This window comes from Paenibacillus sp. MABNR03 (assembly GCF_050455445.1).
Classification (GTDB): domain Bacteria; phylum Bacillota; class Bacilli; order Paenibacillales; family Paenibacillaceae; genus Paenibacillus; species Paenibacillus xylanilyticus.
The window spans coordinates 486,083-501,815 of sequence record NZ_JBCIYR010000004.1; the positions used below are offsets into that span (position 1 = coordinate 486,083).

Sequence of the window (15,733 nt, forward strand, 5' to 3'; positions counted from 1 at the left end):
AAATTATAGAATGCAGCCGCTTTGCACTTGTGCAGGCGGCTCATTCGCATTCATGGGAGGACTGTAGGAATGGGAGCTATCAACTACACCTGGTTACAGCAATATGGAAGAATCACAACCGAGGCGAGCATGGAATCGGTATATGAAATGCCCATGGGGGCGTTAACGCAACCGGAGAAGGCGAGAGAGATGCTCGAAGTGTATAACAAACACCTTCAGGCAGAATCCATCCGTTCTGCGGCCGTATATTTCATGCATTCGGTTCGCGGGCTGATGCTCGGGGTTCATTACATGACTGCACTCTGTGATACGTGGGTTGATCTATCGCTGGAAAACATGAATCTGCAGTTGGAAGTGAAGGATGGCCGCGCGGCCTTCTGTTTTCAACTGGTGGATGGTACAGAGTATCCTCACCCATCTCCGGTGTGTCCTACAGATACGACAAAGATCTCATGGCGTACCGATGTCCTGACCTCATATTACAGGGAGCAGCTGCGTCCCCTGATTGAAGGAGTAGCATCTGCTGGAGATGCTAACCTCGGTCAGATGTGGTCACAGCTTGCCTCCATGCTCCGCTGGTACAAAACAACAGCACTGCAGATGAACATTGAAGAGGCAGAGCGTGAAGCGGTAATTGAAGGATATGAGCACGTTATTGCTATGCCTGCAGATCTGCTCGGTCTAAAAAAGAATGTGCTATCTTTCAAGCCGGTCGAAATTGATAATCCGCACCAACCTGGAGAGACCATGCTAATGAAGCCGGTATGCTGCCTGCATCATCAGGTGTATGGAGGCCAGAACTATTGTTATAGCTGCCCCAAACTCAGTAAGGCAGAGCGGCAGGAGCGTTATGACGCTATTGTGGCAGCCAAATTAGGGTAACCCGCAGAGGTTCGGATTGTGAATTTGGTAAATGGTTGGCACAGGACTATAATATGGAGACAGGCGCTGTATTACTTTGTCATTTGCAACGTAAAGGCAGCAGCCCAAAAACCAACATCTGTCATGGGAGGAATCAGTCATGTCCGTATATTCGTATCAGGCCGTAACGACTGCCAATCAGGAAGTGCCGCTGGATCTGTACCAAGGTAAAGTTCTTGTCATCGCCAATACGGCGAGCAAGTGTGGGCTGACTCCGCAGTATGGAGAGCTGCAAAAGTTATATGATCGTTACCGCGATCAGGGTTTGGTTGTACTTGGATTCCCTTGTAACCAGTTTGGTGGTCAGGAGCCAGGTACAAGCGAGGAAGCCGAATCCTTCTGCCAAGTAAACTATGGCGTTAACTTCCCCGTATTTGCCAAAGTCGACGTGAACGGTGAGGATGCTCATCCGTTGTTCCAGTATCTTCGCGAGCAGCAGCCTGGCGCAGGTGAAGATAACACGATTCAATGGAATTTCACCAAATTCCTGGTTAATCGTGAAGGAGAAGTTGTCGGACGTTTTGAACCCAAAGAGTCTCCTGAAGCCATGACTGCAGAGATTGAGAAGCTGCTGGGCTAAACAAATAGAACAGATAAAGCCTGTCTCCATTGCTGGAGGACAGGCTTTTTTGGATCAATTAAATCATTCAGATTAGGGCAACGGTTTTTTTAAGGTGTAATATCCTTGGTCTGAGGCAAGCTGAAGGAGATTACGGGCGTAATTGCCAGCCCATGAATAGCCGTTTCGCCGCTCCTCGCTAATGTCCATGATATCCATGTACTTTTTGCCGTCGCGGTCGGCGTAGAAGGGCGCATCTTCTTCCATATTGTAAAAACGGTACCAGATAACACTCGTCGGATCAGGCTCAAAATAAACAGGCCCTTGGCGATTGTACTTGGTTCCATCCTCACGAACCTGATCGAACCAGCGGAGGGCGCCCTTGGCTGCTCGTTCAATCTCCGGTGTCTGAGGTCTGGACATAAGGAAAGCGGTGATGGCTACGGATTCGGAGCCTGACTTGGACGCCAGCTCATAGGCCCTTCCGGATACAGGTGCATAAGTTGAAGGATCATGCTGGGCCCCCCATACTGTAGGTACACCGTCGTTGATAATTTGGGCTTTCAGTGTATACGCAATCCCGTTATCCAAGGCTTTTTCCAGCTTCCCCCTTGTATCCTCACTCAGGATATCGTTGTTAAAACCTTTGCGCTTTTCAATGATGTCATCGATGAGAACCATGGTTCGCACCATGGCATTGTCATTATAAGTGACACTATCTGAGTAATTGCCACGTTGCGGGTAGACTTGAGGCCATCCGCCTGATGGGTACTGGGAAACGAGGATAAAGTCCACCGCTTTGCGAACACTGTCCCGGAAGAGGGGATTGCCCGTTTTTTCATACATGTCAGCCAGGAAGCGGATCTCTGTTGTAGTTGCGTCATTATCAAACGTTCCGAGTTCTACGCCTTTTGAGTCTTTCCAGTCAGAGCGTGGTGTTATCCCGTCCCATGAAGACTTATACTTCTCCTCCATCGCTTTGAAAAATCCCCCATGCGGCAGCTGCCAGGATACCATGTTCAGCGCATATGCGGTGTCCTTGGCCATGTCACCTGTGGAGAACATGCTGTAATCCCTGAGCTTATTCAGCAGTGAAGATACATCAACGCCTGCGGAAGTTTTGGAAGATAGCACCTCCGTTTTGATTGTAACAGGCGGCGAATCGGCGAAAGCAACAACAGGTTTAGCAATGTCTGCGGTCAGCATGGCAATAATTGCGGTGACAGGTACGAGACTTAATGAAACAGAGATTGAACGTTTCTTCAAATGAACGCCTCCCAATAGTAATTGGTATTCCATTCATATAAAACCCAAATTAAGGATCAATATTATTGTAAGCGCTTACCAATATAAAAAGCAACCATTCATCTAGAATTTTTTTTACTAATTTAATCATGAGAGACGGACAGCTAGCCGCCGGATACATATTGAAGAGTTGATTTCTCAAGAAGTTCCGGAAGCATAATCATGGCTCGAACAGGGGACAATATTCTGAGTGAGGATGAGATGTTCCCCAGAGGATCGAAAGAAGTTTTTTATTTATTTTGAGAAAACACTTGTAATGTGAAAAAGATCACATTATAATGAGTACATGAAGTGAAATAAATCACAAAGGCAACCGACGTAAAGTGAATGTTTTCACAATATCATTTAATCTCATTAGTGAATATATTCACAAGTATGGGAAAGTGAGATAGCAAACATCGTCCAAATTCGAGGAATCAAGGCAGCACAATGATAAATGAAGAACTTTATTTTATAACTCCAAGGGGGACCTTTATTATGAAAATCGCAGTTATCGGATGTACACATGCAGGAACCGCAGCGATCGTGAATACCGCCAAATTGTACCCGGATGCTACCATTACGGTGTATGAACGCAATGACAATATTTCCTTCCTGTCGTGCGGTATCGCACTTTATGTAGGTGGCGTCGTGAAAGATCCGGATGGATTGTTTTACTCTTCGCCAAACCAGCTGGCCGAGCTGGGTGTAGTCACTAAAATGCTGCATGAAGTTACGGCAGTGGACGCTGCGAATCATAAGCTTCAGGCTAAAAACCTGAAAACCGGGGAAGAATTTGAAGACACGTTCGACAAGCTCATTGTGACGACAGGTTCATGGCCGGTAGTTCCAAAACTCGAGGGAATCGAGATGGAAAACATCTTACTTTGCAAAAACTATAACCATTCCAACACGATCATCGAAAAGGCAAAAGAAGCTAAACGTGTTACTGTTGTCGGAGCAGGGTATATCGGTGTTGAACTGGTTGAAGCGTTCCAAATGAACGGCAAGGAAGTAACATTGATCGATAGCGTGGACCGCATTCTGAATAAATATCTGGATCCTGAATTCACAGATGCCATTGAAGAGACATTAACGGGACGGGGCATCAAACTGGCGCTGGGCCAAACGGTGCAGAAATTTACCGGAGAGAATGGCAAAGTGACAAAGGTGATTACATCCAAAGGTGAATTTGAAACCGACCTCGTAATTCTATGCATTGGATTCCGTCCAAATACCGAATTGCTCAAAGGGCAGGTGGATATGCTGCCAAACGGCGCGATCATCGTGGACAAATACATGCAAACAAGTCAAAAAGACATTTTTGCCGCTGGAGACAGCTGTGCAATTCACTATAACCCAACCGGCAAAGCTTCTTACATTCCGCTGGCGACCAATGCCGTAAGAATGGGTACACTTGTAGCCCGTAACCTCGTTCGTCCTACGACGCCGTACATGGGTACGCAGGGAACATCGGGCATTAAAATTTATGACCAAAATATTGCAGGTACAGGTCTGACCGAAACATCTGCTGCAGATGAAGGTCTGGTGGTCGAAGCCGTGACGCTGGAAGATGCTTACCGTCCGGAGTTCATGCCGACGGCTGAGAAACTGCTGCTCAAAGTGATTTATGAGCAGGCCACACGCCGGATTGTCGGGGCACAAGTCATGTCCAAGGCAGATCTGACACAGTCGATCAATACGATCTCGGTATGCATACAGAATAACATGACCGTAGATGAGCTCGCCTTCATCGACTTCTTCTTCCAGCCTCATTACAACAAACCGTGGAACTTCCTGAACTCGGCTGGCCTTCAAGCTCTGCCTCCAGTGGAAGTGAAAGCACCTGCATTGGTTTAAAAAATACCTTATCTAAGGAGTGATCCCTCTGGGGATTACTCCTTTTTATATATTCGCATCTTTTCTTCCGGCCAGGTAATTCCTTAAATTCAAAACAGATCAATTTGGAATAAACCCATGAGGTTGTGATTAATTGCACAAAGTTTTAAAGCGAGCCGCGATACAATAATATCATCCAATGAAACGTTCAAACGTTCCCTATGTCATACGGTTTACAGCGTTTCGTGAACAGTGAAGGAGAGGATGGTTATGGCGGCAAAAACACCTCTTGAGGTTGCACAATATACGGTGAAAACGGGGATGAAGAAGGCACAGAACAGGGTGTCCTCTGTGCTCGTTCTCAGTTTCCTGGCAGGGGCATTTATCGCGCTTGGATTCCTGCTGGATATTCGGGTTATTGCCTCGGCCCCGGCAGAATGGGGCAGCTTGGTCAACCTGATTGGCGCTGCGGTATTCCCCGTAGGATTGATTATGGTATTGATCGGCGGAGGAGAACTGCTGACAGGCAATATGATGGCTGTACCGCTCGCCACGCTGGCACGCAAATTGTCCGTGGGCAGCATGCTGAAAAACCTTACTTTAGTTACGATAGGCAATTTTTTGGGTGCACTGTTCGTGGCATATGCATTCGGGCATGTGCTTGGCCTCACGGGAGAAGGCGTATATCTGGCCAAGGTTGTGGATATGGCAGGACACAAGCTGCATGATGGCTTTCTTCAGGCGTTTATATCGGGAATCGGGTGTAACTGGCTGGTTGCCCTGGCGGTCTGGCTGTCTTATGCATCCGATACGATGAGTGGCAAAGTGCTCGGCATCTGGTTTCCAACGATGGCCTTTGTCGCTATTGGGTTTCAGCACGTGGTTGCCAACATGTTTCTTATTCCGGCTGCGATCTTCGAAGGACATTATTCGTGGGGGCAGTATATCATGAACTTCATTCCGGTATGGCTCGGTAATCTTACAGGAGGCGCGCTGTTCGTTGCTGCAGCCTACTGGATGGTGTACTTGCGCAAGACGGAACCCGAGGTCAAAGCGGTTGTTCCGACGGTGGAGCCGGAAGCCAGACCAATGTGGAGCAAGCAGGCATAACAATATATTTCAATCATATATAGTAGCGATTCCATATCGCCTGGAACACAGTGATTGTATGCTGTGAACGGGTGAGCAGGGGATCGCTTTTTATGTCCAGACAAAATAAATTCGCCATGACAAGGTTCGGGGGAACGAAACCTGTTCATGGCGAATTTCGGGAGTGGTCCATGATATGGCATGAGGAGGAAGTGGGGAAACACTAACCTAATGCCTTGTTCTTAATTTACCCCTGAATTTAGGAGGTGAATCATGGGGTGCAAACTTTTTTTAGAAAAAATGCATCGTGCGTACAGCGTCGAAAACAAGACTGTTCTCTTTACGCCATTACCTCCAAAATTATATGATGTAAGGATAGTTTTAAATGGGGAGGACTTGTACATATGATCGATCAGGAGAATGGCGTGTTTCCGGCGGTTTGCCCGCTTGACTGCCCGGATACTTGCGGCCTGCTGCTTCATAAGGAAAACGGTAGAATCGTAAAGGTTGCAGGCAATCCGGATCATCCGATTACAAAGGGTGCCATCTGCAATAAAGTCAGAAACATGGCGGAGCGGGTATATCATCCCGAGCGGCTGCAATATCCGATGCGACGTGTGGGAGCGAAGGGCGAGGGCAAGTTCGAACGTATAAGCTGGGACGAAGCCATTGATGAGATAACGGGAAAATTCAAATCTGTATCCGAGACGTATGGTTCTGAAAGCATCCTGCCATACAGCTTTTACGGCAACATGGGCATCCTCGGGGTAGACGGCATGGACCGTCGTTTCTTCAATGCGCTTGGTGCCAGTATGCTGGAGCAAACGATCTGCAATGCGGCCGGCAATACAGGATGGAAATATACGATGGGCGCTAACCGGGGAACCCTGCCCGAAGATACGGAGCATGCGGATCTCATTGTCATCTGGGGCGGCAACATTGTCAGCACAAACATGCATCAGGTGGTCCTGGCTGAGAAAGCCCGCAAAAAGGGAGCCCAAATTGTGGTCATCGATGTTCACCGGAATCGTACGGCGCAATGGGGGGACTGGTTTATCCCCCTCTATCCGGGCACAGACAGCGCACTCGCACTGGGATTGATGAATGTACTGTTTGAACAGGGATTGACGGACGAAGCCTTCATGCAAAAGTATACCGTGGGCCATGAGGCTCTCCGTGATCATGTTCGCAGCTATACCCCTGAGCGTGTTGCACGCATTACTGGCGTACCGGAAACGGATATCGTGAAGCTGGCTGAGCTGTACGGTAAGGCAGAGGCGGCGCACATCCACATCGGTAACGGTCTCCAGCACCATGATAATGGAGGCATGAATGTGCGAAGTGTAGCCTGTCTGCCTGCCATTACGGGGCAGTGGCTGAAGCGCGGTGGCGGTGCCGTGCGCACCAACAGCTATGCGAGCACCAATAGCGACGCACTGGAGCGTCCGGAGCTTCGCAGCAATCCAGAGCCGCGAGTCGTGAACATGAACCGGATTGGTGAAGCGCTGCTGGAAGCGGAGCAGCCCATCCGGGCCATGATGGTCTATTGCAGCAATCCACTGGTTGTGGCACCGGATACCGAGCGGGTCGAGCGAGGTTTTGCTCGGGAAGATTTGTTTACAGTTGTGCATGACCTGTTCATGACGGATACAGCGAAATATGCGGACATTCTTCTGCCAGCCAAATCTTCATTTGAAGCGACGGATCTCTACACCTCCTACTGGCATCAGTATGTTCATCTGCAGGAGCCGGTTATTGCACCTGTGGGTGAGAGCAAGAGCAACGTGGAGCTGTTTTCACTGCTGGGACTGGCCATGGGATATGATCCTGAGATTTTCGGTGAAACGCCGGAACAGATGATTGCGGGTGCCCTTACGGATACAGGTAATCCTTATATGAACGGAGTTACGCTCGAGGCACTCCAGGAGCATCGTTTTGTAAAATTGGACATGGCTCCACATGCATCATATCTGGAACAGCTGCCTACACCGTCGGGTAAGATTGAGTTGTTCTCCGAGGCGATGGCGGAGAGAGGCCTGCCACCGCTGCCTACCTATCGTGCTTTGGTCGAAGGGTATGACGGAGAACATCCGGCCGGACCTGATGATGTGCATCCGCTTATGTTCCTGTCGCCACCGAACCACAACTTCTTGAACTCTTCCTTTGCCAATACGGAGAAGCATCAGCGTATGGAGAAAATGCCAATGCTGCAAATTCATCCGGAGGATGCTGCGAGGAGAAACATTGAAGATGGCGATGCGGTGGTGGTATGGAATGAGCGAGGACGGATCGAACTTACCGCGAAGGTGAGTGAAGCCATGCTGCCGGGTACAGTTATCAGCCAGGGCTTGTGGTGGGATGGCAGTGGCCGGAAGCAGCGGGTAAACTCGCTGACGTCCAATCGGCTGTCCGATATGGGCAACGGGGCAACATTCTTCTCGGCCACTGTCGAAGTGAAGCGTCAATGAGTGTGCTTGCGCATTGTGCCTTTTCAGGTAAGATGAACAATGGATAAACCCTGGAGCAGAATGTAGAAAGTTAAAGTTATCTTTAATAAATACGAATGGCCTCTGCTCTGGTCGAAGAATAGCCGTGAGCAGAGGTTGTTTTGCTTTTTTATGGTGTTAAGGAGAATGAATAAGATGATGAGATGGTTGGATACATATCCAAAGGAAGTCAAAGTATTTTTGCTGGCAAGTCTGGTTAACGCGACAGGCAGTGCCTTGATGTGGCCGCTGACCACGATGTATGTGTTTGATGAACTCGGACGGACCATGGCTAATGCGGGATTCGTTATATTAATCCAGTCGCTGGGTGGTATCTTTGGCCAGCTGCTTGGTGGCGCACTATATCACAGGGTAGGCGTCAAGAAACTGATTATCGGATCGCTTGCCCTTAATGCTCTCGGGCTGTTTGCACTGCCCTGGATTAGTGCGTACTGGGTCGTGTTTATATGTGCGATGGGCTGGATCGGTTTGTTCAGTTCGTTGTCACTGCCTGCCATTCAGGCCTTCATTGGCTTTCGGTTTGCGGAGCGGCGGGGAGAACTGTTCAATATTATTTATGTGGCAAACAATATCGGTGTAGCGATTGGTACGGCACTCAGTGGTTTTTTGGCCGACTTTTCCTATCATCTCAGTTTTGTACTGAACGGAGTGACCTCTGCCGGGTTTGCGATCTTCTTCTGGTACTATCTGTCGCGGGCGGAACCGGATCAGGGAGAAGTCCATTTGACGAAACGCAAAACTGTTCAGGATGGCCCGGGGATCTGGGCGCTGCTCGGCAACACCAGATTATACCTGTTTATGAGTCTGGGTGTGTTGTTCATCCTGTTTGGCAATTCCATCTGGAATACTGGCGTGTCACCGTATATTATCTCTGAAGGTATGGAAAAACGGATGTACGGCCTGCTCTGGACACTTAATGGGGTTTTGATCTTCATAGGTCAACCGTTCACCAGCTGGGTTAAACGTACCATGGCCCGCACCTCCACTGCGCAGATGGCAGCAAGTGCGGTGTTCTACGGTATGGCTTACATCGTCATGATTACCATGTACAGCTACCCAGGTATGGTTCTTGCAATGGTTCTGGCTACCTTTGGGGAAATGCTGATCTCGCCTGCAACTCCGGCCTTTATATCTGAACATGCTGGCAGATCCGCACCATTTTATATCGGGGTGTCAGGCGGGATCGGATCGATTGGTCGTGTCATAGGCCCGTATGTGATGGGTGTGATGTATGATAAGCAAGGCTTGATTTCCGTAGCCTGGCTGGCGACAGCCATGGCGGGGGTGGCACTGCTCGGTTTTGTACTCCATGCCGTGCTGAATCGCCACCGCGAGGTGAAGGAGTATGGTTTGGATACCTAGAGTCTTCTAGATGGAGTATCATTGGAGCAGACATGTTGGACGGGATGAAAGTCCATCCAGCATGTCTGTATGTTCCACAAAATCATGATTGACAAAATAATGTTTTTATGCTATAATTTACATATTATTTGTTTCCGTATATACTAAGGTTCTCCTGGCCAGGGGGAACCTTATTTTTGTTGTGCGGGAGGATCACGATGAAACCAAATGAATCCAGCATCACATCCTTGATCTCGGCCTTTGGCCGCGCTTATCACAGTCAGTATGACACACCTCTGATTTTCAATGATTATATAGCCAGGGAGCTGATTGCTCCGCAGGAATTTGAACAGATTCGTGAGCAAATGGTAAAGGGCATTCATTTTTTTAATCCGGAAAAGGCTGATATTGTTAAGGAGAATCCCGATCAAATATTGAAGTGGATCACACAAGTTCAGCTGTCCCCGATCGCTCTGTCGAGGGCTGCCTATTGCGAGCAGGTGCTGCTCCATGAAGTTACACTGGGAGCCAGACAGTATGTCATTCTGGGAGCAGGAATGGATACCTTTGCATTAAGAACTCCGGAACTGAGCGACAGTCTGAATATCTTTGAAGTAGACCACCCGGCCACACAGCAGTTCAAGATCGATAGGCTGAATGGGGCCGACCTATCTATTCCTAGCAACCTGCATTTTGTTCCGATGGATTTCACGCATGAGTTTAGTTACGGGAATCTAACGAACAGGGGCTTTCGGAATCAGAAAACGTTCTTTAGCCTGCTGGGCGTTACGTATTATCTGACCAAAGAGGTGTTGTCCAATCTCATGAAGCATGCCTTTGCCAACCTCCCCTCCGGAAGTTCAATTGTACTGGATGCTGCAGACGAACGACTCTTTGAGGAAAAAGGAATGTTTAACCGGGTAGAGAACATGGTAAAGCTGGCTGCCGTAGGTGGCGAGCCGATGCAATCCTGTTTTACGTACAGCGAGATTGAGCGCATGCTGGTGGATGCTGGCCTTCTCATTTATGAGCATCTGTCGCCAGAAGATATCCAAGAGCGATACTTCAGTAATCGTACTGATGACCTCTCTGCATTTGAAACCATCCATTTTATCCATGCGGTCAAAAAATAAATGCCTGTTCAGCATGCTTCGCTTTGAATCAAAAATACCCTTCTCCTGGTTTTACAGGGGAAGGGTATTTGTATTGAACAGTGTAAATTAATTAAATCACGTTACCCGAATTGCGCCTGATGCAGTCGGCTGTACGAGCCTTTACGTGCGAGAAGCTCATCATGGCTGCCCTGTTCGGCAACGCCGCCGTTTTCCACAACAACGATGCGGTCTGCGTGTCTGATGGTCGCCAATCGGTGTGCAATAACCAGCGTAGTGCGCCCTTGGGCAAGCTCGGACAGCGCCAGTTGAATGGCTGCTTCTGTTTCGGTGTCCAGAGCTGAAGTTGCTTCGTCGAGAATAAGGATGGGCGGGTTTTTCAGAATCATGCGTGCGATGGACAGACGCTGCTTCTGCCCGCCGGACAATTTGACACCCCGTTCACCAATCATGGTGTCCAATCCTTCTGGTTGTGAGCGTACCAGTTCTTCCAATTGTGCCCGGCGGATGGCTTCCCAGATTTCTTCATCCGATGCATTCAGTTTGCCGTAGGCAATATTTTCACGGATGGTGCCGTCAAACAGGAATATATCCTGCTGTACAATGCCGATATTGGAGCGCAGTGACTCCAAAGTCATGTCCTTTACTGGAATGCCATCAATGGAGATTTCGCCGGCGTCTACATCATAGAAGCGCGGGATAAGGCTGCAGAGCGTGGATTTACCAGCACCGGAGGGACCAACCAGTGCTACGGTCTGCCCGGCCTGAATCTCCAGGTTGACCTGATCCAGCGTAGGTTTATGTTCACCATAGGCAAAAGTAACGTTATGGAAAGCGATGTCTCCTTTTACGCTCGTGATCGGTTTGGCCTGCGGTGTGTCTTCTACGTCCGGCACAGCTTCCAGCAGCTCCAGATAGCGTTTGAATCCGGCGATGCCTTTGGGATAGGTTTCGATGACGGAATTAATCTGTTGGATCGGACCAAGGAATATATTGGAGAGCATGACGAAAGCAATAAATTCCCCGTAGGTCATACTTCCTTGAATGACATACCATGTTCCACATACGAGAACAAACAGCGAAACGAATTTCATTAAAATAAAACTGAGCGAGGAGTTCCACGCCATAATGCGGTAAGTGATCAGTTTGGTGAGCCGGAAACGCTCATTATTCTCAGTAAAACGGCCGATTTCATGATTTTCATTGGCAAAAGCCTGTACTACCCGAATTCCGCTCACATTGTTCTCCACCCGTGCATTATAGTCTGCAATATCGGCAAACATGCGTTTGAAGGCTTTCGACATTTTACGGCTGAAATACAGGGAAAGGTAGATCATCAGCGGCACGATGATGAAGGTTATCACGGCAAGCTGCCAGTTGATGCTGAGCATGATGCCGAAGGCACCGGCAAGTGTCATCAGTGCAATGAACAGATCCTCCGGTCCGTGGTGCGCAATCTCTCCGATATCCATCAGATCGTTGGTTATCCGTGAGACAAGATGGCCTGTTTTGTTATTGTCGAAGAAGCGGAAGGATTGCTTCTGCACGCGCGTGAACAGTTCCCTCCGCATATCGGACTCAATGTTAATACCCAGCTTGTGTCCCCAGTAAGTGACCGCATAATGGAAAAAGGAGCTGAGGAGGTAGATGCCGAGCAATGCAGCACATGCCGTTAGAATCATGGACCAGTTGCCCTCGGGGAGCAGCTTATCCACTACCTGGTTTACAGCAAGCGGAAATACCAGTTCCAACAGGGCTGCTGCGATGGCACAGGAGAAATCCAGAATGAATAGTCCTCTGTAAGGACGGTAATACGCCATGAAACGGCGAAGCATATGTAGTTCTCCCTTCTATAACGCAAATGCCCAGGCAGGCCTCAGGCCTGTCCGGACACAGCTTTCTGTCGTATTCAATGTATTGGATAAATCCTGCTTACTTCCGGTTTTGCTCTGCACGTTCCACGATCATATCGGCGAATTCCTCTGCCTGACCCTGAATTGCGATCGGATCGAAGTACCAGTAACGGTCCTCCTGCAATTCATACACCTGATTATTTTTCACAGCTGGAAGGTTCTGCCAGATGGAATCACCCTGGTAATTGGCATGACTCTCATCCACGGTAAGGAAAATATGATCCCCTGCATAGTCGCCGATGACCTCCCGCGAAATTTCCTTCCACTGCGTATCACCCATGAGTTCTTTCTTGGTGATCTCGAGCGGTGCGAGTTCCAATGCACGGTAGACGGCCTGTCCACCACGGCCGAAATTATCTCCGTAGCCATAGTAGCTCTTGTCGGATACTTCGAGAATCGAGAACGTCTCCTCCGGTTTAATAACCGCCTTAACCTTGGCACGCGCAGCTCCAATGTGCTCGTCATACGTTTTCAGCCAGGCTTCAGCTTCTTCGGATTTGTCCATCAGTTCTCCGAATCCCCGAATTTCATCATGCACATTGGTGAATGTGCCATAGGGAATGACAACGGTAGGAGCAATTTTCTGATACTTCTCAATCTCTTCAGCGTCAGCGGAGTAGGTAATGATCAGATCCGGATTCAATTCAACGACCTTCTCAAGAGAAACGGAGCCGCGATCCCCAATATTTTCGACGTCTGCGACTTGATCGGCATAGAATGGATTCTCCAGGTAGTATTTAATTGCCCCCACGGGCTTCACACCCAGAGCAAGCAGATCACTTACGTACATATCCGTTACAATGCGTTGGGGTTCAGCTGGTATTTCAACATCCCCACTAAGGGATTTATAGATTCGTGTTGCATTGGCGGAAGTGCCTGAGTCGTTCGAAGATGCTGTAGTTGTTTCTGTCGACCCGTTTGTGGCTTCCGTCCCTGCTGTGGTCTGTTCTGTAGTGGCAGAACCTGCGCCACTGCTGCAGGCAGACAAGATCATGATGATGGCCAGCATAAGCAGCAAGCCCGAAAAGCGGTTTTTAACGACAAACATCGGTAAGTTCCCCCTGTGATAATCAATAATGATTATTATTCTCATTAATAACATAGAGGAAGATCTTACATTTGTAAATGGACAACTATGATCACTGTTACATGGACAATTGTGATGTGAGTTTGTGTATGATATCCTGCAGCTGCTCCGTGACAGAGAGTGGGTCAAATCCGTAAAACATGTCCGCATCAATCTCATATACATGTCCATTGCGAACGGCATTCAAGCTGCTCCAGGGTTCCTGACCGAGCAGGGCTTCCAGAGCCTGTCGTTCCTTTTTATCTGTAGGGTAAGCCATAAATATGTGATCAGCAGCATACAGGTGAATGTCTGAAATGGGTACATGAACGTATCCGGTGAGCAGTTGGCCGTCCTTTTCCATACGTGCTGGGGGGCTGAATCCGAGTGACTGATACAGGATATGCGAAGCCCTGCCCCAACCTTGGCCATAGATATATGCTCCACCTTCACCAGTCCAAAAAATGCATACAGCCGATCCGCGCGTTCCGATCCGTTGGTCCAGCGTATGATTGGCTTCTTGCTGCAGTTGGTCGTATTGGCTCAGCAGTGCCTTGGCATGGTTCTCCAGGCCCGTAACCCGGCCAATTTGAAGGAATTGCTCCTGCCAGTCCATTTCCTCGAAGGGCAAGAGAACGGTTGGCGCGATCTGGCGCAGCTCATCCGTACTGGAGTGCGGCGCATAACCGATGATGACATCGGCGCCAGATTCGGCAATGAGATCAAAACGAGTAATCAGTTCATACTCGGAATGCTGTTTGAACGAAATCTCTCCACTCCGGACGAGTTTCTCTTCCATCCAGGAGGCCACCGCACCCATGTGAGGGGTATAACCCAATGCCAGCAGAGAGGCTGTGCAGTTATACGTAAGGGATACAATCTTCTTGGGCGTTTTGCGGTAGAGTGTCGGTGCTGTTCCGACCATCTGCTTGAATTTGCGGCTTAGATAGAAAATATCCCGGTATCCTGTCAGCTGTGCAAGCTCCTGCAAAGTGGGATTGGCGAACAGCAGATGCTCCTGTGCCAGCCTGATTCTTAGCCGCGTGACATATTCCACAAAGGTAAGACCGGTATGTTTCTTGAATTCGCGCGAAAAGTGTTCGGGGCTCACATTGGCATCTCTCGCTAACTGGTCCCGGGTCAGTGGATGTTCAACCATCTCATGAATTTGTCTGATGACAAGGGACAGCCATGAATGCTCATCACGAGTTGAACGGTGAGAATGATCACGTATTACATCAAGCAGCTGATAGAACAGCATGTGAGACTTGAACGGGCCGGACTCCTCGTTTTTGGAACAGGTCAATACCAGTTCTGATGCAATCTCAGCGATCCCGCGGCTTGTAATGGAAACAGGAGAGCTGAATGGCCAGAGCAGTGGTGTATTATCGGCTTCCTCGAATGCTATGGCAATGCCCTGTACGGGTGAGAGGGAGCCGCGTGTGCGTTCATGCTGAAGAATGGTCCCGGCCTGCCGGATCACCGCGGAGCCCGTGTTTACTGTCCATTTACTATCCATGCTGACTAGTCGTGCCTGACCTGAAGTGACGACATAAATAACATGCAGTCCGTGCCACTCTTCGTCTGTACGGGAGAAGGCCTCTTGGTCATGGAACTGCATCAGATGTCGCGGCCTGTACATAGCCGGTGGAAAGGACCAAATCTCGTGCACAGAGGCGTTTCTGGGCAGAGAGTGTTGATAAACGTTTTGCTCCAAATAGCTCATAACATAGTGTCTCCTTACTTGGTTTTAATTCATATGCAGTATAAACCATAATTGCTGAATGTGGTTGCATGGATCATTCGGTCCACTTATTTCAGTGAAAATGAATAAAGAGGTTGAAATCGCTATCAACTCCGACTATAATGAAAATGTCGAAACGTTTCAATGTCTTGCTGAGAAGCAATGTCCATACCATTTGAGTATGGAGTTGTCTGCAGAGCTTCGCATGAAGAAACGTGTCTCGACGCTGATTGCTCCCTGAATAAAGCTTATATGAATGAGCCGCGGGGCAGGAAGCTGGATCGTAGCATTTTTTTTGAAATACCTTCGAAACGTTTCGATTAAAGAGGTGACCGACAATTATCCCATGGAAAAGTAT

General features: G+C 48.8%; 11 protein-coding genes. 7 read left to right on the plus strand and 4 right to left on the minus strand.

Translation table 11 applies throughout. From position 1 onward, the window contains the following. Window positions 1–69 precede the first annotated feature (69 nt). Both AAIH57_RS21890 and AAIH57_RS21895 read left to right on the plus strand, forming a co-directional pair. Window positions 70–882, plus strand: coding sequence for a hypothetical protein (locus AAIH57_RS21890; protein WP_430022980.1), 813 nt, complete (start codon window positions 70–72; stop codon window positions 880–882). A gap of 139 nt (window positions 883–1,021) precedes the next feature. After that, on the plus strand, window positions 1,022–1,501 hold the full coding sequence (locus tag AAIH57_RS21895; protein WP_430022982.1) for a glutathione peroxidase: 480 nt from the start codon (window positions 1,022–1,024) through the stop codon (window positions 1,499–1,501). Between the two features lie 72 nt (window positions 1,502–1,573). On the opposite strand, the gene pelA is transcribed toward AAIH57_RS21895, so the two are convergent. Then, on the minus strand, window positions 1,574–2,746 hold the full coding sequence (gene pelA, locus AAIH57_RS21900; RefSeq protein ID WP_430022984.1) for a pectate lyase: 1,173 nt from the start codon (window positions 2,744–2,746) through the stop codon (window positions 1,574–1,576). 516 nt (window positions 2,747–3,262) lie between these two features. Here pelA and AAIH57_RS21905 point away from each other — a divergent pair. The 5 genes from AAIH57_RS21905 (at window position 3,263) to AAIH57_RS21925 (ending at window position 10,673) form a co-directional block, all read left to right on the plus strand. Then, a complete protein-coding gene (locus AAIH57_RS21905) occupies window positions 3,263–4,624 on the plus strand; it encodes an FAD-dependent oxidoreductase (RefSeq protein ID WP_430022985.1) in 1,362 nt (453 codons plus the stop codon). A gap of 249 nt (window positions 4,625–4,873) precedes the next feature. Continuing rightward, window positions 4,874–5,713, plus strand: coding sequence for a formate/nitrite transporter family protein (locus AAIH57_RS21910; RefSeq protein ID WP_175396724.1), 840 nt, complete (start codon window positions 4,874–4,876; stop codon window positions 5,711–5,713). Between the two features lie 383 nt (window positions 5,714–6,096). Next, a complete protein-coding gene (locus AAIH57_RS21915) occupies window positions 6,097–8,160 on the plus strand; it encodes a molybdopterin-containing oxidoreductase family protein (RefSeq protein WP_430022986.1) in 2,064 nt (687 codons plus the stop codon). A 177-nt stretch (window positions 8,161–8,337) separates the two neighbouring features. Beyond that, a complete protein-coding gene (locus AAIH57_RS21920) occupies window positions 8,338–9,561 on the plus strand; it encodes an MFS transporter (RefSeq protein ID WP_430023117.1) in 1,224 nt (407 codons plus the stop codon). 197 nt (window positions 9,562–9,758) lie between these two features. Next, window positions 9,759–10,673 carry a class I SAM-dependent methyltransferase gene (locus AAIH57_RS21925; protein ID WP_430022987.1) on the plus strand — a complete coding sequence of 305 codons (915 nt, stop codon included), beginning with the start codon at window positions 9,759–9,761 and terminating at the stop codon, window positions 10,671–10,673. Window positions 10,674–10,774: 101 nt separating this feature from the next. Here the strand turns inward: AAIH57_RS21925 and AAIH57_RS21930 are convergent, their stop codons facing one another. From AAIH57_RS21930 to AAIH57_RS21940, 3 genes are all read right to left on the minus strand, one after another. Beyond that, window positions 10,775–12,487, minus strand: coding sequence for an ABC transporter ATP-binding protein (locus AAIH57_RS21930; RefSeq protein ID WP_430022988.1), 1,713 nt, complete (start codon window positions 12,485–12,487; stop codon window positions 10,775–10,777). Between the two features lie 97 nt (window positions 12,488–12,584). Beyond that, window positions 12,585–13,613, minus strand: coding sequence for an iron-hydroxamate ABC transporter substrate-binding protein (locus AAIH57_RS21935; protein WP_430022989.1), 1,029 nt, complete (start codon window positions 13,611–13,613; stop codon window positions 12,585–12,587). Between the two features lie 97 nt (window positions 13,614–13,710). After that, a complete protein-coding gene (locus AAIH57_RS21940; RefSeq protein ID WP_430022990.1) occupies window positions 13,711–15,357 on the minus strand; it encodes an ABC transporter substrate-binding protein in 1,647 nt (548 codons plus the stop codon). Window positions 15,358–15,733: the final 376 nt, after the last annotated feature.